General features: G+C 65.9%; 17 protein-coding genes and 1 tRNA gene. 9 read left to right on the forward strand and 9 right to left on the reverse strand.

Annotated elements, in window-relative coordinates; genetic code table 11:
- Positions 1 to 156: 156 nt before the first annotated feature.
- The 3 genes from A5733_RS00110 to A5733_RS00120 all read right to left on the reverse strand — a co-directional run bounded on the left by A5733_RS00110 (position 157) and on the right by A5733_RS00120 (position 2,766).
- A complete protein-coding gene (locus tag A5733_RS00110) occupies positions 157 to 1,356 on the reverse strand; it encodes a lipid-transfer protein (protein WP_076238611.1) in 1,200 nt (399 codons plus the stop codon).
- Positions 1,356 to 1,793, reverse strand: coding sequence for a Zn-ribbon domain-containing OB-fold protein (locus tag A5733_RS00115; protein WP_067768388.1), 438 nt, complete (start codon positions 1,791 to 1,793; stop codon positions 1,356 to 1,358). The genes A5733_RS00110 and A5733_RS00115 overlap by 1 nt, the downstream gene beginning before the upstream one ends.
- A 139-nt stretch (positions 1,794 to 1,932) precedes the next feature.
- Positions 1,933 to 2,766, reverse strand: coding sequence for a hypothetical protein (locus tag A5733_RS00120; RefSeq protein ID WP_076238612.1), 834 nt, complete (start codon positions 2,764 to 2,766; stop codon positions 1,933 to 1,935).
- Between the two features lie 239 nt (positions 2,767 to 3,005).
- Here A5733_RS00120 and polA point away from each other — a divergent pair, with 239 nt between their 5' ends.
- Together polA and A5733_RS00130 are read left to right on the forward strand one after the other, a co-directional pair.
- Positions 3,006 to 5,666 (forward strand): DNA polymerase I, encoded by a 2,661-nt coding sequence (gene polA / locus A5733_RS00125; protein ID WP_197508242.1) that lies wholly within the window; start codon positions 3,006 to 3,008, stop codon positions 5,664 to 5,666.
- Between the two features lie 35 nt (positions 5,667 to 5,701).
- On the forward strand, positions 5,702 to 6,922 hold the full coding sequence (locus A5733_RS00130) for a threonine/serine exporter ThrE family protein (RefSeq protein ID WP_067768398.1): 1,221 nt from the start codon (positions 5,702 to 5,704) through the stop codon (positions 6,920 to 6,922).
- 4 nt (positions 6,923 to 6,926) lie between these two features.
- Here A5733_RS00130 and A5733_RS00135 read toward each other — a convergent pair whose 3' ends face one another.
- The gene (locus tag A5733_RS00135) at positions 6,927 to 8,102 is read right to left on the reverse strand and encodes a PrsW family intramembrane metalloprotease (RefSeq protein WP_067768402.1); all 1,176 of its coding nucleotides are present in this window, start codon (positions 8,100 to 8,102) and stop codon (positions 6,927 to 6,929) included.
- A 255-nt stretch (positions 8,103 to 8,357) separates the two neighbouring features.
- On the opposite strand from A5733_RS00135, the gene rpsA reads away from it, so the two are divergent.
- From rpsA to A5733_RS00150, 3 genes are all read left to right on the forward strand, one after another.
- Positions 8,358 to 9,797, forward strand: a complete 1,440-nt coding sequence (gene rpsA / locus A5733_RS00140) for a 30S ribosomal protein S1 (protein WP_003884756.1) — start codon at positions 8,358 to 8,360, stop codon at positions 9,795 to 9,797.
- A gap of 133 nt (positions 9,798 to 9,930) precedes the next feature.
- On the forward strand, positions 9,931 to 11,094 hold the full coding sequence (coaE, locus tag A5733_RS00145; protein ID WP_067768403.1) for a dephospho-CoA kinase: 1,164 nt from the start codon (positions 9,931 to 9,933) through the stop codon (positions 11,092 to 11,094).
- A gap of 68 nt (positions 11,095 to 11,162) precedes the next feature.
- Positions 11,163 to 11,897 (forward strand): FadR/GntR family transcriptional regulator, encoded by a 735-nt coding sequence (locus tag A5733_RS00150; RefSeq protein ID WP_067768405.1) that lies wholly within the window; start codon positions 11,163 to 11,165, stop codon positions 11,895 to 11,897.
- Positions 11,898 to 11,899: 2 nt separating this feature from the next.
- On the opposite strand, the gene A5733_RS00155 is transcribed toward A5733_RS00150, so the two are convergent.
- Together A5733_RS00155 and A5733_RS00160 are read right to left on the reverse strand one after the other, a co-directional pair.
- On the reverse strand, positions 11,900 to 12,463 hold the full coding sequence (locus A5733_RS00155) for a hypothetical protein (RefSeq protein ID WP_067768407.1): 564 nt from the start codon (positions 12,461 to 12,463) through the stop codon (positions 11,900 to 11,902).
- Positions 12,464 to 12,474: 11 nt separating this feature from the next.
- The gene (locus A5733_RS00160; protein ID WP_197508243.1) at positions 12,475 to 12,981 is read right to left on the reverse strand and encodes a DUF402 domain-containing protein; all 507 of its coding nucleotides are present in this window, start codon (positions 12,979 to 12,981) and stop codon (positions 12,475 to 12,477) included.
- 67 nt (positions 12,982 to 13,048) lie between these two features.
- On the opposite strand from A5733_RS00160, the gene uvrB reads away from it, so the two are divergent.
- From uvrB to A5733_RS00175, 3 genes are all read left to right on the forward strand, one after another.
- A complete protein-coding gene (gene uvrB, locus A5733_RS00165; protein WP_076238644.1) occupies positions 13,049 to 15,208 on the forward strand; it encodes an excinuclease ABC subunit UvrB in 2,160 nt (719 codons plus the stop codon).
- Between the two features lie 45 nt (positions 15,209 to 15,253).
- A complete protein-coding gene (locus tag A5733_RS00170; protein ID WP_076238613.1) occupies positions 15,254 to 16,693 on the forward strand; it encodes an MFS transporter in 1,440 nt (479 codons plus the stop codon).
- 60 nt (positions 16,694 to 16,753) lie between these two features.
- Positions 16,754 to 16,824 (forward strand) — tRNA-Cys (locus A5733_RS00175).
- Positions 16,825 to 16,976: 152 nt separating this feature from the next.
- On the opposite strand, the gene A5733_RS00180 is transcribed toward A5733_RS00175, so the two are convergent.
- Positions 16,977 to 17,651, reverse strand: coding sequence for a hypothetical protein (locus A5733_RS00180; RefSeq protein ID WP_067767896.1), 675 nt, complete (start codon positions 17,649 to 17,651; stop codon positions 16,977 to 16,979).
- 6 nt (positions 17,652 to 17,657) lie between these two features.
- Positions 17,658 to 19,337 (reverse strand): M91 family zinc metallopeptidase, encoded by a 1,680-nt coding sequence (locus A5733_RS00185; RefSeq protein ID WP_076238614.1) that lies wholly within the window; start codon positions 19,335 to 19,337, stop codon positions 17,658 to 17,660.
- A 143-nt stretch (positions 19,338 to 19,480) separates the two neighbouring features.
- Here A5733_RS00185 and A5733_RS00190 point away from each other — a divergent pair, with 143 nt between their 5' ends.
- Positions 19,481 to 20,329 carry an acyl-CoA thioesterase II gene (locus A5733_RS00190; RefSeq protein WP_142253726.1) on the forward strand — a complete coding sequence of 283 codons (849 nt, stop codon included), beginning with the start codon at positions 19,481 to 19,483 and terminating at the stop codon, positions 20,327 to 20,329.
- A gap of 10 nt (positions 20,330 to 20,339) precedes the next feature.
- Here the strand turns inward: A5733_RS00190 and A5733_RS00195 are convergent, their stop codons facing one another.
- Positions 20,340 to 21,875, reverse strand: coding sequence for a glycosyltransferase family 39 protein (locus A5733_RS00195; protein ID WP_076238616.1), 1,536 nt, complete (start codon positions 21,873 to 21,875; stop codon positions 20,340 to 20,342).
- Positions 21,876 to 22,204 lie beyond the last annotated feature (329 nt).

Genomic DNA, 22,204 nt, shown 5'->3' on the forward strand with positions numbered 1-22,204 from the left:
CCTGAGCTACCTCGGCGGAGTCACTCTGGCCGCCATCATCACCTTCTACCGCGTCCGCAATTAACAGACACGACCTAGTCGCGCGTGCGCCGAACGTGAAGACATGTGCGAATTTTCGAGCTCAAGTCGACATCGTCTTCACGCTCGGCGCCGGCGTCAGCGCGCGACGATCACCGAGGAGCCGTGGCCGAACAGGCCCTGGTTGGCGGTGACGCCGACCTTCGCGCCCTCGACCTGGCGGCCGGTGGCCTGGCCCTTGAGCTGCCAGGTCAACTCGCACACCTGCGCGATGGCCTGCGCCGGGATGGCCTCACCGAAGCAGGCCAGGCCGCCCGACGGGTTGACCGGAACCCGGCCGCCGATGGTGGTGGCTCCGGAACGCAGCAGCTGCTCGCCTTCACCCTTGGCGCACAGGCCCAGGTGCTCGTACCAGTCCAACTCGAGTGCGGTGGACAGGTCGTATACCTCGGCCAGGCTGACGTCCTCGGGGCCGATCCCGGCCTCGGCGTAGGCCGCGTCGAGGATCTGGTCCTTGAACACCCGCTCCGGCGCGGGCACGACCGCGGTGGAATCTGTTGCGATGTCCGGCAATTCGGGCAGGTGCTGCGGGTACTGCGGCGTCACCGTGGAGATCGCGCGCACCGACGGCACACCCTCCAGCGAGCCGAGATGCTTCTCGGCGAACGACTTCGACGCCACGATCAGCGCGGCGGCGCCGTCGGAGGTGGCGCAGATGTCGAGTTGACGCAGTGGGTCGGAGACCACCGGGCTGGCCAGCACGTCCTCGATCGCAGATTCCTTGCGGTAGCGCGCATTCGGGTTCTGCAGGCCGTGGCGCGAGTTCTTCACCTTCACCTGGGCGAAGTCCTCGGCGGTGGCGCCGTAGAGGTCCATGCGCCGGCGGGCCAGAAGCGCGAAGTACACCGGGTTCATCGCCCCGAGCAGGTGGAAGCGCTGCCAGTCGGGATCGTTCTTGCGCTCACCGCCGACGGGGGCGAAGGCGCCCTTGGGCGTGGTGTCGGCGCCGATCACCAGTGCGACGTCGCAGAACCCGGCCAGGATGTGGGCGCGGGCACTCTGCAGCGCCTGCGAGCCCGACGCGCACGCGGCGTAGGAGGACGACACCGGCACGCCGTTCCAGCCCAGCTTCTGGGCGAAGGTGGACCCGGCGATGAAGCCCGGGTAGCCGTTGCGGATGGTGTCGGCACCGGCGACCAGCTGGATCTGGCGCCAGTCCAGGCCGGCCTCGGCCAGGCCCTCGCGGGCGGCGACGACGCCGTACTCGGTGAAGTCGCGTCCCCACTTGCCCCACGGGTGCATGCCCGCGCCGAGGATGTACAAAGGCTCCGGGCTCATCAGGGGATCCTCCAGGCGTGGGTGGTGCGCTCGACGCCCTCGTCGTCGGTGTAGAGCGTCATGGTGGTCAGCTCCATCTCCATGCCGACCTTCAGATCGGCGGCCAGCGTGCCTTCGACGACCTTGCCGAGCACGATCAAGCCCTCATCGGCCAACTCGACCGCGGCGATCGCGAACGGCTCGAACGGGTCCGACTTCGGATACGGCGCAGGTGGGAGATACCGGTTCTCGGTGTAACTCCACACCTTGCCGCGGCGTGACAGTGGGACCAGGTCGAGGGTGTCGCTGTCACACGCCGGGTTGGGGCAGTTGTTCTCGCGCGGCGGGAACACGTACGTGGCGCACTGGGTGCACTTGCCGCCGATCAGATGCGTGGCACCGGCGTCGTCGGTGGAAAACCATCCGTCGATCGCGGGTTGCGAAGATGCTGCTGGCACGCGGTCAGCCTAAACGATCCCGCACCTGAAATTGAAACGTGTTGCAGTTTTGTCCCAGTGAGTGGTGTGGCCAGTTGCCGGAGACTGTTTGTCCGGAGGATTGCAGTCACCGCTGAGCAGCTATCCCCACGGGGCCACGTCACCCCGTCGGTTGTAGGTAGCGGGCGCGGTTGAGGGCCGCTTCGGTGCCGAGTTCGGCACGTAGCTCTGGGTTTTCGACGTACGTCCGTACGTAGCTGTACAGAATGTAGGGGTCGACATCGAACTGTCGGCAGTCGAATTCGATCATCGGTGCTGGCGGTAGGCGGTCGATACGCCAGAGCCGTGTGGTGTACCGGTGGGGCCAATCGGCATTGGTATACGCGATCGCCAGGATGACCGGGTACCCGTTGGTTGCCGCCTTGAAGGCCGCAAAGGCCGACCAGTCCAGTCGTGACTCGAAGCTTCGTCCGCGTTGGGTAATTCCCTGACTCGTCAGTGTGACGCCGCCACGGCGGACGTGTCCGGAAACCACAACTGCGAGGAAGGACGCAAACATGATTCCCAGGGCACCAATCACCGCGGCGAAGCCGGGAAACCCCTCATCTTGGTAAATGAATGTCTCGACTGCAGCCGTCGCGCAAAAGAGGGTGCCGCACCCCATCAAGGCAACCAGGATGGTGAATTGCCAGCTTGAGTAACGGATTTCCGTCCCCAGGACACCATCCGGCGTCATTTCTGTCCGAATCGCGGCCGAAAGAACCACTCGCTGGTGCCGCACGACGAGGCCATAAGCGACGGTAAGAACCATCAACAGCGCGAACAGCAAGAAATATTTGAGTGCGATGACATTGCCTGCTGCTGCGACGACGATTCCGAACATGGTGGAGAAGAAGGCGATGGCACTCAGTCCGACAACGGAGAGCCAGAACCGAACGCCATCGTGCGTCTCGGTCCATCCCGTGGGAATGTCTGGTTGCTCAGAAGATCGCATCTGTGACGTAGCCCCCGAAAGTCGTCCCAGTGCCCACCCGGAACAACCTACGCGGCGGATCGCAGCCGCTATATCAAGGAGTGATCCGCCGTCCAAGCGCCCGGCCGCCCGCGGGCTGACCTAGTTGACTCGTCGCCGTCTGCACGTCGGTGACCCCGCATAGAGTGTGGGCCGTGAGCCCTGCGAAGACCGAGACGAAATCCGCGCCGACGTCGACCACCGACGACAAGCCCACGCTGATGCTGCTGGACGGCAATTCGCTGGCGTTTCGGGCGTTCTATGCGCTGCCCGCCGAGAATTTCAAGACCCAGGGCGGGCTGACCACCAACGCGGTCTACGGGTTCACCTCGATGCTGATCAACCTGCTGCGCGACGAGCAGCCCAGCCACGTGGCCGCGGCGTTCGACGTGTCGCGCCAGACCTTCCGTAAGGACAAGTACCCGGAGTACAAGGAGGGCCGGTCCGCGACGCCGGACGAGTTCCGCGGCCAGATCGACATCACCAAGGAGGTGCTCGGCGCGCTGGGCATCACGGCGATGGCCGAGCCCGGCTTCGAGGCCGACGACATCATCGCCACGCTGGCCACCCAGGCCGAGCAAGAGGGCTATCGGGTGCTGGTGGTCACCGGCGACCGTGATTCGCTGCAGTTGGTCACCGACAACATCACGGTGCTCTACCCGCGCAAGGGGGTCAGCGAGCTGACCCGGTTCACCCCGGAGGCGGTGGTGGAGAAATACGGGCTGACGCCGGCGCAGTATCCCGATTTCGCCGCCCTGCGCGGGGACCCGAGCGACAACCTGCCCGGCATCCCCGGGGTGGGTGAGAAAACCGCGACCAAGTGGATCGTCGAATATGGCTCCCTGCAGGAGCTGGTGGACAACGTCGAGAAGGTCAAGGGCAAGGTGGGTGACGCGCTGCGGGCCAACCTGTCCAGCGTCGTGCTCAACCGCGATCTCACCGAGCTGGTGCGCGACGTCCCGCTGGCCCAGACCCCGGACACCCTGCGGATGCAGCCGTGGAATCGCGACCAGATCCACCGGCTGTTCGACGATCTGGAGTTCCGGGTCCTGCGCGACCGGTTGTTCGAGACGCTGGTCGCCGCTGAGCCGGAGGTCGAGCACGGTTTCGACGTGCGTGGCCGTGCCCTGGAGCCGGGGGAGCTGGCGGCCTGGCTGGCCGAGCACAGCCTGGGCAACCGGTTCGGCCTGGCGGTGGTCGGTACTCACCTGGCCTACGACGCCGACGCCACCGCGCTGGCCATCGTGGCGGCCGACGGCGACGGCCGCTATATCGACACCGCGTCCCTCACCCCTGACGACGAGGAGGCGCTGGCGCGCTGGCTGGCCGATCCGGGTCCGCCCAAGGCTCTGCACGAGGCCAAGCTGGCGATGCACGATCTCGCCGGGCGCGGTTGGACACTGCGCGGTGTCACCTCCGACACCGCGCTGGCGGCCTACCTGGTGCGGCCGGGGCAGCGCAGCTTTGCCCTCGATGATCTCGCGGTGCGGTACCTGCGCCGCGAGTTGCGGGCGGAATCCCCTGAGCAGCAACAGCTTTCGCTTCTCGACGATTCCGAAGGGGTTGATGAGCAGGCCGTGCAGACCCTGATCCTGCGGGCTTGCGCGGTGCTGGACCTCGCCGACGCGCTCGACGAAGAACTGGCCCGCATTGATTCGTCGTCGCTGCTGGGCCGGATGGAGCTGCCGGTGCAGCGGGCACTGGCGGAGATGGAGTCAACGGGCATCGCCGTCGACCTGGACAAACTGCAGGAGCTGCAGAGCGAGTTCGCCGACCAGATCCGCGACGCCGCCGAGGCCGCCTATGCGGTGATCGGCAAGCAGATCAACCTCGGCTCGCCCAAGCAGCTGCAGGCGGTGCTGTTCGACGAGCTGGAGATGCCCAAGACCAAGCGCACCAAGACCGGATACACCACCGACGCCGATGCGCTGCAGTCCCTGTTCGACAAGACGGGCCACCCGTTCCTGCAGCACCTGTTGACCCATCGCGACGCCACCCGGCTCAAGGTGACCGTCGACGGTCTGCTCAATGCGGTGGCCTCCGACGGCCGCATCCACACCACGTTCAACCAGACGATCGCGGCCACGGGCCGGCTTTCCTCGACCGAACCGAACCTGCAGAACATCCCGATCCGCACCGAGGCGGGCCGGCGCATCCGGGACGCGTTCGTGGTCGGCAAGGGCTATGCCGAGCTGATGACGGCCGACTACAGCCAGATCGAGATGCGGATCATGGCGCATCTTTCCAAGGACGAGGGCCTGATCGAAGCCTTCAACACCGGAGAGGACCTGCACTCGTTCGTCGCATCGCGGGCGTTCTCGGTGCCGATCGACGAGGTCACCGCGGAACTGCGCCGCCGGGTCAAAGCGATGTCGTACGGCCTGGCCTATGGGCTCAGTGCGTACGGGCTGGCCAGCCAGCTCAAGATCTCCACCGAAGAGGCCAAGGTGCAGATGGAGCAGTACTTCGACCGGTTCGGCGGCATTCGCGACTACCTGCGCGACGTGGTCGACCAGGCCCGCAAGGACGGCTTCACCTCGACGGTCCTGGGCCGTCGTCGCTACCTACCCGAGCTGGACAGCAGCAACCGCAACGTGCGCGAGGCCGCCGAGCGGGCTGCGCTCAACGCACCGATCCAGGGCAGCGCTGCCGACATCATCAAGGTCGCGATGATCAATGTCGACGCGGCGATCAAGGACGCCGGGCTGAAGTCCCGGATGCTGTTGCAGGTCCACGACGAGTTGTTGTTCGAGGTGGCCGAGGGGGAGCGCGACGCCCTGGAGGCGTTGGTTCGCGAACACATGGGCAACGCGTATCCGTTGGACGTGCCGTTGGAGGTGTCGGTGGGGTACGGCCGCAGCTGGGATGCCGCCGCGCACTAGCGGCACAACCGCCGAGGACGCGCACCGAGTTGATCATGACCGAGACGTCGACCACTCAGCAGATCCGTTTCCTGGCCCGGCTGGGTGCGGCGATGGGGGCCGCGAACTATCCGGTCACCCTGGTGCGTCAGATGGTGGAACGAGCCTCCACCGCGTACGGGGTGCCCAACGACTACGTCGCCTTCCCCAACCACGTGCAGGTGATCGGTCCGACGATGGAGTCCGGGACCCCGGTGAAAGCGGCCCACCTCAAGGAGGATCTACGTTTCGACCAGACGTTCCCCTTGGCGCGCCTGGTATCCGACGCGATGACGGGCCGCGTGGCTCCGGCTGTGGGCGAGGCCCGGCTGGATCGCATCCTGGAGACGCCCAGCAGGTATCCCGGCTGGGTGACGGTCTTGGGCTACGGCGTCCAGAGCGCGGGGCTGGCGCTGGTGCTCGAGCCGTCACCGCTGAACCTTCTGGTCGCCACGGTCCTCGGGTTCATGGTGGGAATGTTCTGTGCAGTCGGGCGCCGGGTCGGCCTGCTGCAGCATCTGGTCCCAGCGGTCAGCGCGTTTGCAGTTTCGGCGATCTGCATCGCAGGTGCCCAGCGTCTGGGTCTGGACCACGTGAGTCTGCGCGCGCTGATTCCGCCGCTGGCCATGTTCCTGCCTGGAGCGGCGATCACGCTGGCGGTGGTCGAGTTGACCGCACGCGACGTCATCTCCGGGTCTTCTCGACTGATCGCAGGTTTCATGCAGATCGCCCAGTTGGCTTTCGGCATCCTGATCGCGACGCAGGTACTCGGGGTCGACGGGAGCCAGCTCAGTCCCGAGTCCATCAACAAGATCGGGCCGTGGGCGCCCTGGTTGGGGGTCGCCGTCTACTCGGTCGGTGTGATGCTCTTCCTGGCTCCTCCGCTGTCTTTCATGCCCTGGCTGCTGCTCATCACCTACACCGCGTTCGCCGCACAGTTCGTCGGTGATCTGGCGCTGGGCAGTTATGCCAGCGGGTTCTGTGGCGGACTGACGCTCACCGTGGCTGCGTTGACAATCTCGCGAAGGTCCACCGCGCCCCCGGCGATCACCTTGATCCTGCCCGGCTTCTGGCTGTTGGTTCCTGGGTCGATGGGGCTGATCGGAGTGACGGAGTTGTTCGGCGCGGACGGCGACTCCGCGTTTCCTGCCACTGTGATCTCGATGATCTCGGTGGCACTCGGTCTGCAAGCCGGGCTGGTGATCTGGCAACTCGCCAGGCGGCGAGCTGCGCATTAGCGGCTCAGTACCGGACCGGTGCCTGGTAGTGCATCATCCAGTGCAGGATGGGCGCGGCTGACCGGGCGGCAGCGACGGCATACACCTCTTCTTGTTGGAGGGCGTAGACCTGTGCGTCCCCGAAGCCGCGGTCGATGCGGTCCCGGACGAAGGCGAGTTCGACGACGGCGGCGGCGAACGCGCCGACGGCCTTTCCGGCGGGGCGGCCACCGGCCAGTGTGGCCTGCCGGATCGCGTCGTGGCGGGTCTTCAACGAGCCGAGCCAAGTGGCCTCGTTGTGCGTGATCAGTCCGGCCGCGACCATGCCGGGCAGTTTGGCCGCCACCACGTGTTGTTCGCGGCGTCGGCTGAGGACGGCGACCACGATCATCGCGATGAAGATCGGCACCATCCACACCAGGTACACGATGAAGTAGGTGCCGGCGCCCACCAGCGACGAACCATTCCACAGCCCGTGCATCAGCACCGCGCCCAGGTAGCCGGCGAGGATGCACAGCGTCTTGGCCAGGCCGCTGCGTCGTTGCAGCGCGAAGTACACCCCGATCGCGGTCATGGTGGTGAACAACGAGTGCGCGAACGGCGCCATGATCAGCCGCATCGCCGCGGTCAGCAGGGATCCGGCTAGTGAATCGGCGCTGGCGATGTACATGATGTCTTCCAGCCAGGCGAAGCCCAGCCCGACCAGGCCGGCATACACCAGGCAGTCGGTCAGCGAGTTCAGCTCGTTGCGGCGCCGGCCGGTCATCATGATCAGCAGGAACAGGCCCTTGGCGGCCTCCTCGATCAACGGCGCCCGCACGGCCACCGAGGCGAAACTGCGCGCCGATTCGGCGGAGTCCACGCCCGGTGCCAGCAGTGCGTCGGTGAACAGGCTCAACACGAGGGACAAGACGATGGCCACCGCGGCACCCCAGCCGAAGGCCAGCAGCAACAGCCGGGGTGGCTCGGGCTCCCAGCGGTCCAGCCACAGGTAGGCGAACACGGCGCCGGTCATCACGATGCTGGACAGCGTGAACCCGATGATCGCACCGACCGGGTTGAGCGCGGTGAACAGCAGGACCAGGGCGCCGATGACGACGCCACAGGCGATGATCGCCGCCAGCGGCGCCCCGACCTTGCGGACCGGTCTGGGCAGTGGTGGGGCGACCGGGAACCACGGCCGGTGCGCGGGGCCGTGCATCATCGGCCCGGGTGTCGGGTAGTACGCCACCGCAGAAGCGTAGCCGTGGGACAGTGGTCTTCCGGACATGAATTCGGTGTGAGCCCGGCGCCCGCGGGCACGGCAGTTTGTCCTGCGTGTACCTGGTCGAGTACCCTCGTTACGTATCTGTGCGTACAGCTAGTGATCGTCTAGTCATCGTCACGGATCTGCACGAACGCAATACACGCAACACAATTGTCCCTACGAGTAAACCTGTCCGGAGCAACCCACCACATGCCAAGTCCCTCCGTCACCTCGCCGCAAGTAGCCGTCAACGACATCGGCTCGGCTGAGGACTTTCTCGCCGCCATCGACAAAACCATCAAATACTTCAACGATGGCGACATCGTCGAGGGAACCATCGTCAAGGTTGACCGTGACGAGGTCCTGCTCGATATCGGTTACAAGACCGAAGGTGTCATTCCTTCCCGCGAACTCTCCATCAAGCACGACGTCGACCCCAACGAGGTCGTTTCCGTGGGCGATGAGGTCGAGGCCCTCGTTCTCACCAAGGAGGACAAGGAAGGCCGCCTGATCCTGTCCAAGAAGCGCGCTCAGTACGAGCGTGCCTGGGGCACCATCGAGGAACTCAAGGAGAAGGACGAGGCCGTCAAGGGCACCGTCATCGAGGTCGTCAAGGGCGGCCTGATCCTCGACATCGGTCTGCGTGGCTTCCTGCCGGCATCGCTGGTCGAGATGCGTCGCGTCCGCGATCTGCAGCCGTACATCGGCAAGGAGATCGAGGCCAAGATCATCGAGCTGGACAAGAACCGCAACAACGTGGTGCTTTCCCGCCGTGCCTGGCTGGAGCAGACGCAGTCTGAGGTTCGCAGCGAGTTCCTCAACCAGCTGCAAAAGGGTGCCATCCGCAAGGGTGTCGTCTCCTCGATCGTCAACTTCGGCGCGTTCGTCGATCTCGGCGGTGTCGACGGCCTGGTGCACGTCTCCGAGCTGTCCTGGAAGCACATCGATCACCCGTCCGAGGTGGTTCAGGTGGGCGACGAGGTCACCGTCGAGGTGCTCGACGTCGACATGGATCGCGAGCGGGTTTCGTTGTCGCTCAAGGCGACTCAGGAAGATCCGTGGCGCCACTTCGCCCGCACCCACGCGATCGGTCAGATCGTGCCGGGCAAGGTCACCAAGCTGGTGCCGTTCGGCGCGTTCGTCCGCGTCGAAGAGGGCATCGAGGGCCTGGTGCACATCTCGGAGCTGTCCGAGCGCCACGTCGAGGTCCCGGACCAGGTGGTCCAGGTCGGCGACGACGCGATGGTCAAGGTCATCGACATCGACCTGGAGCGTCGCCGCATCTCGCTGAGCCTCAAGCAGGCCAACGAGGACTACACCGAAGAGTTCGACCCGTCGAAGTACGGCATGGCCGACAGCTACGACGAGCAGGGCAACTACATCTTCCCCGAGGGCTTCGACGCCGAGACCAACGAATGGCTCGAAGGCTTCGACAAGCAGCGGGAGGAGTGGGAGGCCCGCTACGCCGAGGCCGAGCGCCGGCACAAGATGCACACCACGCAGATGGAGAAGTTCGCCGCGGCCGAGGCCGAGGAAGCTGCCCGTCCGGTGTCCAACGGTTCCTCGCGCTCGGAGGAGTCCACCGGTGGCACGCTGGCCAGCGACGCACAGCTGGCTGCACTGCGTGAGAAGCTCGCAGGCAACGCCTAAACAGCGCAACAACGAACGCCCCGACCCAATGGGTCGGGGCGTTCGTCGTTCTCGCCGAGAGTGAAGAAAATGGCGATGTTCGGGCGAAAACTCGCCAACTACTTCACGTTCGGGGGGACGGTATGGTGTCCCGGTGCTGCGAATTGGACTGACAGGTGGGATCGGTGCGGGCAAGTCGACGGTGTCGGCCACATTCAGCGATCTCGGCGGCATCATCGTCGACGGTGACGTCATCGCCCGGGAGGTGGTCGAGCCCGGAACGGAGGGGCTGGCCAAGCTGGTCGAAGCCTTCGGTGACGGGATCCTGCTGCCCGAGGGAGCGCTGAACCGTCCGGCACTGGCCGCCGTCGCCTTCAGCGATGACGAGAAGCGCGCCACCCTGAACGGCATCGTGCACCCACTGGTGGCGCATCGTCGTTCGGAGCTGATCGCCGCCGCCCATGACGATGCCGTGATTGTCGAGGATATCCCGCTGTTGGTGGAATCGCAGATGGCGCCGATGTTCCCGTTGGTCGTCGTGGTCAATGCCGACCCGGAGCTCCGGGTCAAGCGGCTCATCGAATACCGCGGGTTCACCGAGTCCGACGCCCGTGCCCGTATCGCCGCACAGGCCACCGAGGACCAGCGCCGCGCCGTTGCCGATGTCTGGCTGGACAACTCGGGCAGCCCCGGCGCCGTCGTCGAAGCGGCCCGCGCCCTGTGGCACGAGCGGATCCTGCCGTTCGCGCACAATGTTCAGACCCGGCAGCCGGCCCGGCGCGACACCACTGTGGTGCCCTACGACCCGACGTGGCCGGAGCAGGCCCGGCGCATCGTCGCCCGGCTCAACACGGCCTGCGGACACCGGGCGGTGCGGATCGACCACATCGGGTCGACGGCGGTGCCCGGCATGGACGCCAAGGACGTGATCGATGTGCAGGTGACGGTCGAGTCCCTGGCCGTCGCCGACGAACTCGCCGACGCCCTGTTGACGGCCGGCTATCCCGTGGTGCCGGCCATCACCGCCGACACCCCGCACACCGACGATCCGGCCATGTGGCACAAACGATTCCATGCGTCGGCAGATCCGGGCCGGCCGACCAATGTGCATCTTCGAGTCGACGGCCGGCCCAACCAGCGGTTCGCTCTGATGTTCGTCGATTGGTTGCGGGCCAACCCCGGCGTGCAGGCCGACTACCTGGCCGCCAAGCGTGCTGCGTTGGAGACTCCCGACTACGCCGTGGCGAAAGAGCCGTGGTTTCTGGACGCCTACCGGCGGGTCGGAGAGTGGGCCGACGCCACCGGTTGGACACCTTAGTTCCCTGGGCTGTACCACAATTCCGCAGTGACGGTGCGGTAGCGTCTGATGCGTCCAAAGGGGGGCGCATGACAATCGCAAAGTCCGCGTTGGTACCGGTTCGTCAGATCGCTGCCCATGAGCTGGTCGTGGACCAGATGCGGCGGGCGTTGGAACTCGGCCAGTTCCGACCCGGTGACCGGCTGCCCACCGAACGTGAACTCTCCGACATGCTCGACGTGTCCCGCACGACCGTGCGCGCCGCGGTCGCGGTCCTGGAAGGGGAGGGCCTGATCACGGTGCGCCGTGGCCGTGGCGGGGGGTTCACCGTCCAGGCGCCGCAGTACGATCCGGCCGAGATGCGTCGTGAGCTGCGCCGAAACCGCAGAGAAATCCGCGACGCGTTCGATTATCGCGTCATCGTCGAAACCGGTTCCGCCCGTTTGGCCGCCGAGCGACGCCGATCCACCGACCTGACCGAACTCCACAAGCTGCTCACGGGCATGCAGGCCGCATTGAAGACCGGGATGAACGATCAGTCGGCCCGGCACACCACCGAGTTCCAGACCCTGGATTCAGCTTTTCATCTCCGCATCGCCCAGGCCGCCCAGAACGACCGGCTGCTCGACGCGGTGGCGGACGCCCGCAGGCGGATGTGGCTACCGGTCGGTGCGATGTTCGGCCGTCTGGAGCCCAATGCCAACGACTTCCACGAGGCAATCCTGGCGGCGATCGAGAGCCGCGAACCGGAAATCGCCGCCACACAGATGGAGGCTCACATCAACGACACCAGGCGCACGGTCGAATCCTGGCTCCAGCGTTGATGTCAGGCGGCCGCACCGGGCGGCGCAGGTTCCACGGTTGGGGCGACGGCAGGCTCGGGGAGGCCGGCGTCAGGACCCTCGGGAGCGACGTTGACGGGCGCCGGGGTGTTCAGCGCGGCGCCACAGGGCAGACTGCCGTAGTCCGGGTCATCCTTGGGCCGGGTGAGACGCGGTGCGACGAACGTGTCGGCCTGGGCCACGATCTGATCGTCGACCAGGATCTCGCAGTGCAGGTTCGCCGAGTACGGCCAGTCGATCCGTACCGCCATGCCGGCAGACTGCGGATCGGACACCACGCCGGTGGCTTCGAAGACACGGCCGGGCAGCATCGACGGGTCGGCGGTATTGATGTTGTCGTCGTCGATCTTGTAGGCGATCGTCGCGTTGCGCGAGACACCGTCGATCCGGGCACGGTAGGTGACGTTGTGCAGTTGCGGGGCGGGTTGGGGCTCGACCTGCGGCGGAGCTTCTGGGTCGGCGTGCGCCGCGGCGGGAATGAACAGCGCGCCGAAGATGAGTCCGGCCAGTGCAGCAGTCGCTCTCCAGGCGTACTTAGCTGAGCTCATGAATCCTGACCTTACGCTGCTCGCCACGTCAGGGCCATTCCGTTGCCGGAAAGCCAGCTGTTGAGCTGATAGCCGCAGCTGGCCAGGCCCTCGATCGCGCGGGCGGCGGTTTGCACCGCCTCCTCGGCGACCTCGGGGCTCAGCAGGCCGTGCCGCACCGCGGTGAGCAGTTCGTCGACGTCACACAGTTCGACGCCGCGGCCGGTGCGGACCACCAGATCCAGGTAGTGATCCTCGGACTGCCAGACGGTGGACCCGGCGGTGTATCGACCGACGTCGAGGTAAAAGTCCTGGTCCCGCTCATGACCGGGGTTGAAATGGAACACGCTTGCCCGCAGCCCGAGCGAGGGCAGCAGCCACGATTCCAGGTAGTGGAACTGGGCTCGGCCCGGTGTCGGCCGGGCCATGTACAGCCCCCACGGCTCGATCGTGTAGACGTCGACGGCCCGCACGATGCCTTTGGGATCGGTGTTCGTGCGGGCCTGCAGGTCGAAGGTCTCATGTTTGGGCGGGTGAATGCGGTCAGCCTACGCGGACAGTGAACACGAGCGGAAGTTGTCGGTGTGCAGTTCTACGCTGGTGAGCATGGCCTTCGCGACCGAACACCCCGTGCTCGCGCATTCGGAGTATCGGGCTGTCGACGAGATCGTCCGGACCGGTGCGCGGTTCGAGGTGGTCAGTGAGTACGACCCTGCCGGTGACCAGCCGGCCGCCATCGACGAACTCGAACGGCGGATCAAGGCGGGCGAGCGTGACGTGGTGCTGCTGGGTGCGACCGGCACCGGAAAGTCGGCCACCACGGCCTGGCTGATCGAGCGGCTGCAGCGCCCGACGCTGGTGATGGCGCCGAACAAGACCCTGGCTGCCCAGCTCGCCAACGAACTGCGGGAGATGTTGCCGCACAACGCCGTCGAGTACTTCGTCTCGTACTACGACTACTACCAGCCCGAGGCGTACATCGCCCAGACCGATACGTACATCGAGAAGGACAGCTCGATCAACGACGACGTGGAGCGGCTGCGTCACTCCGCGACCTCGAGCCTGTTGTCCCGCCGCGACGTGGTCGTGGTGGCGTCGGTGTCGTGCATCTACGGCCTGGGCACGCCGCAGTCCTATCTCGACCGGTCAGTGGAGTTGGCGGTCGGTCAGGAAGTGCCGCGCGACGGATTGCTGCGGTTGCTGGTCGACGTGCAGTACACCCGCAACGACATGGCGTTCACCCGCGGCACCTTCCGGGTGCGCGGTGACACCGTCGAGATCATCCCGTCGTATGAAGAGCTTGCGGTGCGCATCGAGTTCTTCGGCGACGAGATCGAGGCGCTGTACTACCTGCATCCCCTGACCGGTGACATCGTCCGCCAGGTCGACTCGCTGCGGATCTTCCCGGCCACGCACTATGTGGCCGGCCCGGAACGGATGGCGCATGCGATCTCCACCATCGAGGCCGAGCTGGAGCAACGGCTGGCCGAGCTCGAGGGCCAGGGCAAGCTGCTGGAGGCCCAGCGGTTGCGGATGCGAACCAACTACGACGTCGAGATGATGAAGCAGGTCGGCTTCTGCTCGGGCATCGAGAACTACTCGCGCCACATCGACGGCCGGCCGGCCGGATCGGCGCCGGCGACCCTGCTGGATTACTTCCCGGAAGATTTCCTGCTCGTGATCGACGAGTCCCACGTCACGGTGCCGCAGATCGGCGGCATGTACGAGGGGGACATGTCGCGCAAGCGCAATCTGGTCGACTTCGGCTTCCGGTTGCCCTCGGCGGTGGACAACCGCCCGTTGACGTGGGAAGAGTTCGCCGACCGGATCGGGCAGACGGTGTATCTGTCCGCCACGCCGGGAGATTTCGAGATCAGCCAGTCCGGCGGTGAATTCGTCGAGCAGGTGATCCGCCCGACCGGGCTGGTCGATCCCAAGGTGGTGGTGAAGCCGACCAAGGGGCAGATCGACGATCTGATCGGCGAGATCCGGGCCCGCACCGAGCGGGACGAGCGGGTGTTGGTCACCACGTTGACCAAGAAGATGGCCGAGGACCTCACCGACTACCTGCTCGAGCTCGGCATCAAGGTGCGCTACCTGCATTCGGAGGTCGACACCCTGCGCCGGGTCGAGCTGCTGCGGCAGCTGCGGCTGGGCGAGTACGACGTGCTGGTGGGCATCAACCTGCTGCGTGAGGGTCTGGACCTCCCCGAGGTGTCACTGGTGGCGATCCTCGACGCCGACAAGGAAGGTTTCCTGCGTTCCACCCGAAGCCTGATCCAGACCATCGGCCGCGCGGCCCGCAACGTGTCCGGCGAAGTACACATGTACGCCGACAAGATCACCGACTCGATGCGGCAGGCGATCGACGAGACCGAACGGCGTCGGGCCAAGCAGATCGCCTACAACGAGGCGAAAGGGATCGACCCGCAGCCACTGCGCAAGAAGATCGCCGACATCCTCGACCAGGTGTACCGCGAGGCCGACGATAGCGAGTCGGTCGAGGTCGGTGGTTCCGGACGCAACGCCTCGCGTGGCCGTCGCGCCCAGGGTGAGCCTGGGCGGGCGGTCAGCGCCGGCATCGTGGAAGGCCGCGACACCACGAACATGCCGCGTGCCGAGTTGGCCGATCTGATCAAGGATCTGACCGAGCAGATGATGACGGCGGCCCGGGATCTGCAATTCGAGTTGGCCGCGCGGATCCGGGACGAGATCCAGGATCTGAAGAAGGAATTGCGGGGGATGGACGCGGCCGGGCTCAAATAGGTCGGTATTGACCTCAACCGCAGTTCAGCTTCTAGCGTCATCGGTGTGACCGATACCGTGACGCCCGATGCCGGGACCTGGCGGCACTTGTTGGGCGCCAGGTACCTAGGGGCGTCGACGGTGCTGGGCGGTGGCGTGTTGCTGTACGCCACCAACGAGTTTCTGACGATCAGCCTGCTGCCCAGCGCGGTGGGCCAGATCGGAGGCCAGCGTTTTTACGCCTGGGTGACGACGGTGTACCTGGTTGCCTCGGTGATCGCGGCGACCACCGTCCACTCGACGCTGATGCGGTTGGGCCCGCGGCGGGCATATTTGTCCGGGCTCATGGTTTTCGGTGCCGGAAGCCTGGGCTGCGCGCTGGCACCCAGCATGGAGGTGCTTCTCGCCGGACGCACCGTGCAGGGGTTCGCCGGCGGGCTCGTGGCCGGCCTGGGTTACGCGGTCATCAATACCGCGTTGCCGAAAGCATTGTGGACCAAGGCCTCTGCACTGGTATCGGCGATGTGGGGCGTCGGCACGGTGATCGGGCCCGCGGCCGGTGGGCTGTTCGCCCAGTTCGGACACTGGCGGTGGGCCTTCGGCGTGCTGGTCATTTTGACCGTCGCAATGGCAGTTCTCGTGCCGATCGGGTTGCCGGCGCGAGGCGCGGAACCGGCACCGCGGGTGGCGGTGCCGGTGCGGTCGCTGGCAATGCTGGGTGCCGCGGCCATGGCCGTCAGTGTGGCCGGCATTCCCCACGACCTTCGAGCCACGACGGCACTGCTTGTGCTCGGCCTGGTGCTGGTCGTCGGATTCGTGTTCGTCGACCGACGGGCCCGCGCATCGGTCTTGCCGCCCAGTACATTTCGCCGCGGCCCGCTGAAGTGGATCTACCTGAGCCTCGGGGTACTGATGGCCGCCACCATGGTCGACATGTACGTCCCGCTGTTCGGCCAACGGTTGGCGCACCTGACGCCGGTGGCTGCCGGGTTCTTCGGGGCGGTGCTGTCGGTCGGCTGGACGGCGGGGGAGATCGTCAGCGCGTCACTGCAGAGCCGGCGGGTGATCGGGCGCACCGTGGCAGTCGCGCCGCTCGTGATGGCAATCGGTTTGGCCACCGGAGCGATGTTGATCCGGGACGGTATGGCGCCGTGGCTGGTGGTGGGCTGGGCTGCAGCGCTGGTGATCACGGGCGCCGGTATCGGTATCGCGTGGCCGCATCTGTCGGCCTGGGCGATGGGTAGCGTCGACGACCCGGCTGAGGGCCCGGCCGCCGCGGCGGCGATCAACACCGTGCAGTTGATCTGCGGGGCGTTCGGTGCGGGCTTGGCCGGTGTCATGGTCAACCTCCGCGATTCCGCCGACGCGGCCGCCGCGCATTGGCTCTTTGCCGCCTTCGCGGTACTTGCCGCCGTGGGCGTCATCGCCAGCACCGCGAGCGTGCGGGTCTGTCGCCCGACACGCCGTGCCACGTCAACACTGTGCGCACCCTCGGGAACTCCTTAACGATCACCGCGATCGAAACCGTGGCCGCGCCCGGGGTTCACTGGCAGATTGATCAGCGATGCGGGTGTGGCTGAGTGGCAAGGCACCGGCCTGCAAAGCCGTTTACACGGGTTCGAATCCCGTCACTCGCTCGATGAGGAAGACGCCGATAGGGCGGTGCTCCGACTGCGGTCTGAGCTCGCCCTATCGCGTTTTTCGTGCTTCTGCGCGCCGACGGGAATGTTGAAGATGTTGGGGCGCAACCGAATCCTCGCCAACGTTGTCAAGCGTGGGACCCAACGTGCTAGCCGATCTCGGTCGGATCGCTGCACAGGAACCGTTGGTCGCCGCGACGGAACCGGTGGTACTCGTGATCGGTGGGGAAGGGCACTCCGCTTACCTGTGTCGCCGTCGCAGCGACACCGACGCAGAACCGGAGACGGTTCGCGGGGTCGGGCAGGGCCGGGAGTTGGCGCACCGCGTCAGCGCCGTACGGGTTGCGGACCTCGAATGGCCGCTGGACGGTGAACGTCTCACTCACGCGCTGCCCGGGATCGAGACGCACGGACAATGCCGGCAGCGGAGGGGCGGCATACAACGGCAACTGGCAACTCGCCGGCGGCCAGTACTCCCTCTTGGCGACCTCGACCACGCCATCGGCTCCCGGCGTCAAGAGATAGTTCTGCGGGCTGTAGTTCGTGCTGAACGCCGGGTGGGTGAGAAGCTGCACCACGTACACCGGTGCGGCGCCGTCGTTGACCACGTCGTAGCGGACCTGGATTCCACTGTCCGACGGTGTGATGTCAACGACCAGCGTCGCTCCCAGTGCCGTCAACCCTCCGGCCGCCGGATCTGCGCATCCATACGAATGCGGTTGTGGCGGTGGTTCACTCATTGCGGTGGCATCCTCACTTGTGCATGCGGCCATCAACAGCAGTCCCGCGATGGCGACACCTTTGGAAACTACGTTGGCCTTCATGGCATCTCACCGTCCGTAGTGATCTCGTCGGGGCAGTCCGAGTTCTTCGCGAAGACCATTCTCGGTCAAGTTCTTCGAATGCCAGGGCGCCACGATTTCAGGGGTCTTCGGGTTGTTGTCGTGATCGATCGGTAGGCCCACCGCGACGCGTTCCAGCACGTCTTGGCCATAGTCGATCGAGTCGTTGCCGGTGTACTCGTTTCCTGTCGAGTGCCCGTGGGTGAAGTCATAGGTATGGGCGAGTTCGTGGTAGAGGGTCACCGACGGTGGGGCGCTCGGGTATCCGAAGTCGTCCAGGAAGAACTGCGGGTTGTACTGGATCGTCGGGTTGCCGTTGTTCGGGTCGGCGGTCCCGTTTTGCTCGGCGAATTCAGTGATCGTCACGGTGGACGGCTGCTGGCCCAGACCGTCGAGCATGGACTGCCCCGTCGGTGACGATCGGTAGAACTCCAGGTCGGCCAGCACCCGCTCCCGGAACTCAGGCGTGCCCTGGACCACGATGTTGTCGGGCAGATCCTTCAGTACCACGTTGACGACGGTGTTGGTGCCGGCCACCGGGGCAACACCGTGGACGGTGTCCTCGCCGGCCTGCGCATAGATCGTGTCGTTGCCGCCGTCGTTGTAGACGCGGTCCACGCCGGCGCCTGTGTAGGCCTTGTCGTCGCCCAAACCGCCGGAGACCAAGTCGTTTCCGACACCACCGGACACGATGTCGTTGCCGTTGCCGCCGTAGACATCGTCGCTACCGGCGCCGCCCTCGAGATAGTCGTTGCCGAAGTCGCCCTGAATGTAGTCCTCACCATCACCGCCGTAGATGACGTCATCGCCGTCACCGCCCTCGATGTGGTCGTTGCCGGTGGAGCCGTTGATGTAGTCGCGGCCGGATCCACCTTTGACCCGGTCGTTGCCCGCGCCGGCTTCTATCTTTGCGCGTACCGGAATCCCCTGTTGCACCGCGATCACGTCGTCGCCGCCGCGCGTTTCGATATTGACCTGTTGGGCCTGTCCGGGCGGGTAGCGCTTGGTGACGCCGTTGGTGGTGATCACGATCTCGCCGGTCGTTGGGTCTTGGGTGACGCTGACCTGGTCGTCGTCGTCGCCGGTTTTCACGGTGACCTCGCTGCCGTTCTGGGTTATCTCAGGCTCGCCGGAATTCAGTCCGGTGTCGTTCCCGCTCGTTCCGTTCTCGGCGGCAACGTCTTTCTCAAGTTCCACGTAGCGCGCCGTGATGCCCGCGACGCGACGGGCGATCCTCTCTACTTCGGCGACGGTCCGACCGACGATCTCTTCCATCGTTTCCACCCCGCGCCGGGCTATCTGAGTCAGACGCAGTTCGCGGTCGGGGCCCTCGGGGACGGCCGCCGCCATCGCCTGTACCCATTCTTTGAGTTCGGTCAGTTCGCGTCGCCCGGCTTCGATCAGGGCAGCTGACCGTGTCACCTCGTTGCCCAACTGACGGTCGAGGTCGGCGATTTCGGCGATCCGTCGTGCCTGTCGCTCGGTCTTGGCAGTGTAGTTTTCGGCGGCAGAACCCGACCAGCTGTCGTGGGCGACGGCAGATTCGACTGTGTCGCGGGGTGCTGACCACGCGTTTCCGTTCAGTCTGCTGCCGGTCTCCGGCTGGCCACTGCCATATGTCTGGCGCGCCTGCGACCACGCAGAGTAGAACTGGGCGAGCGCGCTCACATCGGTCCTCCGGACAAAATCTGATTGGTTCACACCATTGTCGAGCACCCTCGGCCCCGCGCGACGCACCAATCTGGGCCGTTGGTCGGAAGTCATCAGCATTTTGACCCGCACCGACTCGAGCGAATAATGCTGCGGTGCCCATGCTGCAGCTCGCCGAGATCCTGTCCACGCTTGACCTGACGGAGACGGGTGAGGGCACCTTCGTCGCAGAGCAGAAGGACAATGCCACTCACCACATCGTGGGCGGGCACATTGCGGCCCAGGCGTTGATCGCAGCCAGCCGCACGGTCGCCCACCGATCGCCGCACAGCCTGCACGTCTACCTCCTGCGCGCCGGTGACGCCCGATACCCGGTGCAGATGGAGGTGAGCACCCTGCGCGACGGTGGTTCGCTGTCCACCCGCCGGGTGATCGGCCGTCAGGGGGACGAGGTGCTGCTCGAAGCTCTTGTCTCGTTCAGCATTCCCATGGCGGCTGCGGACTATCAGCAACCGTTGCCCGCCGTTCCCGAGCCCGACAGCTTGCCTCCGGTCGAGGAACAGCTGCAGGGATTTGCCGACGAGGCGCACGGATTCTGGGTGCGTCCGCAGTGGATCGAACGCCGTTACATCGATCCGCCGGCGCGGCTTGCGGTCGAAATGGCCCAGCCTCCGGAGCGAACCCGGATGTGGTGGCGCCCGGCCGAGACGGTCACCGACGATCCGATCATCAACAGCGCGCTGCTGACCTACTTCACCGGCACCGCACTGTTGGAGACCACGGTGACGATGCGGCGGGCCACCCAGGTGAGTGTGTTCTCGGCGCTGATCGACCATGCCATCTGGTTTCACCGCCCGGCTGATTTCACCGATTGGATACTGTCCGACCAGGTTTCACCCAGCGGCATCAACGGGCGCGGTTTGGCCAGCGCCACCCTGTACAACCGGGCGGGGCAACTGGTGTGTTCGTCGACCCAGGAGATGTACTTCGGCCGAGACCGCCACGACTGAGCCACCACGCTCACCGGGTGGACTTGACCACCTGGGCGAAGTTGAACTGCCAGCGTTCGACGATGTGGAAGCCCATGCGTTCGGGCACCCGATAGGCCGGAGCGCGGCCCAGTCGCGGCCCGGGGGCCAACGCGGGACCGGTCTGGCGGCTCGGTGCCGACGGATCGCGCTCGGATATCGTCCACAGCACCGTGCACCGGCGTACCTGGTCGGCGACGCCCCAGATCCCGAGGTGGGCGTCCCACAACCGGTTTCGCTCACGGGCCGGGGCACCCCGGCCGGGATCGACGAGATGGGCATAGGCCGCCGGACGGGCGGCCTTGAGAGGTCGAATCGGTCCCGGCTTCCACGAGGTGGTGTTGTCGAAGATCAAGCAGTCACCGGGAGCGGAGTGCGCCGAGATGACATCGGCGACCTGGCTGAAGTCCATGCCCTCTTTGGCATAGGGACCGCGTTGCCCCACCAGGTAATTCGGTACCGCGGCGACGGCGAACAGCGCCAGCACCGCGGTGATCCACTCCCTGCTTCGCGCCACCCTCACTACGCACACGGCGAGCAGCAGCGCCATCCCCGGCGTGGTGAAACAGAGGTAGCGGGGATAGTAGAGCGGTTGGGCGACAGCTGAATACACCAACAGCGCCGCGGTCGGGACCGTCACCCACGCCGCGGCCAGGGCCACCACATGCTCGGTACCGCCATCGCCGGGCCGCAGCTTCCTCAGCACCGACGCGGCGATCAACACCACGCCCGCCAGCACGGCGAAGGCCACGCTGTGGTCGAAGTACTGCTCCACGAGAACTTCGCCGAACCAGTGCGCACCGGGCGGCGAGATCCAGCCGACCTGAAAGCTCTGCGAACGACACCACATGGCAAACGGCACCACGAGCGCGACGGCTACCGTGGTCACCACGGCCCATCGGGTGCGGCCACGACGGTCGGACATCATGGCCACGGCTACCGCATGCGGGGCCACCATCAGCACCACGAAGATGTTCAGCACGCTCGAAACCGCCAGCAGCGCACCGTATGACAACCACAACGCGGTACGGTCACGCCGGATGGCCACGATGAGCAGGACTGTCAGCCACCCCGCCGCCAGCGTCGACCAGGAATAGGAACGAGCCTCGATGCCCGCCCACGTGATCCGCGGCAGCATCGCGAAAAGGACGCCGGCACAGACTGATACGGTCCGGCTGCTCAATTGCCGGCCGAGAACCACCACTGCGCCTGCCGCGCCGCCGACCGCCAGGCAGCTGGAGAACCGGGACCAGAACTCGGTGGCCGGGAAGATGGTGAACCAGCCGTGCATGCCCAGGTAGTACAGCCCGTGGACGGCGTCGATGTGGCCGATCATGTCCCAGAGTTGGGGCACCGACCGAGTGGCCGCCGAAATGGTGGCGGCCTCGTCGAACCAGAGCGAGGGCCGGGCGGCTCCCGCCGCGCACAACACCACGGCGAAGGCCGCCACGGCCAGTGCGTCGAAGCGAACGTCCCCCTGCGTGCGCCGAGCCTTGCCCCCGGCGCGTTCGTTCAGCGATAGATCCACGTCAGCGACGGCCCCCCTCATCCCGATGGCAAACAGTAACCCGAGTCACTTCGAGTCGCTTTCTCCGGCACCGAGATTGCGCCGAGCGCAGGCACCCCAATGAACTGGATCACGCCCGACGGCGAATCGTCCTGGCGACAACGCTGATTCGCCGGGCGTCTGTTACGTCACGGTCAGCATCGATTTCACCGGATCGAGGGTTAACATCAGTGCCGGTATGCGCCGCCCAGAGCTCACCGAGGGCTCAGTTGTCGCCAGGCCGTGCGGGTGTCGTGATTTGCGCCCCTGGTCAGCGGCAACGGGTTACTGTCTCGGGTGGCGTTGCAACT

Source organism: Mycobacterium sp. NS-7484, assembly GCF_001953975.1.
In the GTDB taxonomy this organism is placed as follows: Bacteria; Actinomycetota; Actinomycetes; order Mycobacteriales; family Mycobacteriaceae; genus Mycobacterium.

What these genes read in the sequence shown, in the direction of transcription:
- uvrB (WP_076238644.1), top strand. Translation starts at nt 13,049, where the DNA reads ATGGCCTTCGCGACCGAACACCCCGTGCTCGCGCATTCGGAGTATCGG.
- A5733_RS00135 (WP_067768402.1), bottom strand. Translation starts at nt 8,102, where the DNA reads ATGCACGGCCCCGCGCACCGGCCGTGGTTCCCGGTCGCCCCACCACTG.
- A5733_RS00130 (WP_067768398.1), top strand. Translation starts at nt 5,702, where the DNA reads ATGACCGAGACGTCGACCACTCAGCAGATCCGTTTCCTGGCCCGGCTG.
- polA (WP_197508242.1), top strand. Translation starts at nt 3,006, where the DNA reads ATGCTGCTGGACGGCAATTCGCTGGCGTTTCGGGCGTTCTATGCGCTG.
- A5733_RS00180 (WP_067767896.1), bottom strand. Translation starts at nt 17,651, where the DNA reads ATGAAGGCCAACGTAGTTTCCAAAGGTGTCGCCATCGCGGGACTGCTG.
- A5733_RS00120 (WP_076238612.1), bottom strand. Translation starts at nt 2,766, where the DNA reads ATGCGATCTTCTGAGCAACCAGACATTCCCACGGGATGGACCGAGACG.
- rpsA (WP_003884756.1), top strand. Translation starts at nt 8,358, where the DNA reads ATGCCAAGTCCCTCCGTCACCTCGCCGCAAGTAGCCGTCAACGACATC.
- A5733_RS00190 (WP_142253726.1), top strand. Translation starts at nt 19,481, where the DNA reads ATGCTGCAGCTCGCCGAGATCCTGTCCACGCTTGACCTGACGGAGACG.
- A5733_RS00150 (WP_067768405.1), top strand. Translation starts at nt 11,163, where the DNA reads ATGACAATCGCAAAGTCCGCGTTGGTACCGGTTCGTCAGATCGCTGCC.
- A5733_RS00155 (WP_067768407.1), bottom strand. Translation starts at nt 12,463, where the DNA reads ATGAGCTCAGCTAAGTACGCCTGGAGAGCGACTGCTGCACTGGCCGGA.
- A5733_RS00110 (WP_076238611.1), bottom strand. Translation starts at nt 1,356, where the DNA reads ATGAGCCCGGAGCCTTTGTACATCCTCGGCGCGGGCATGCACCCGTGG.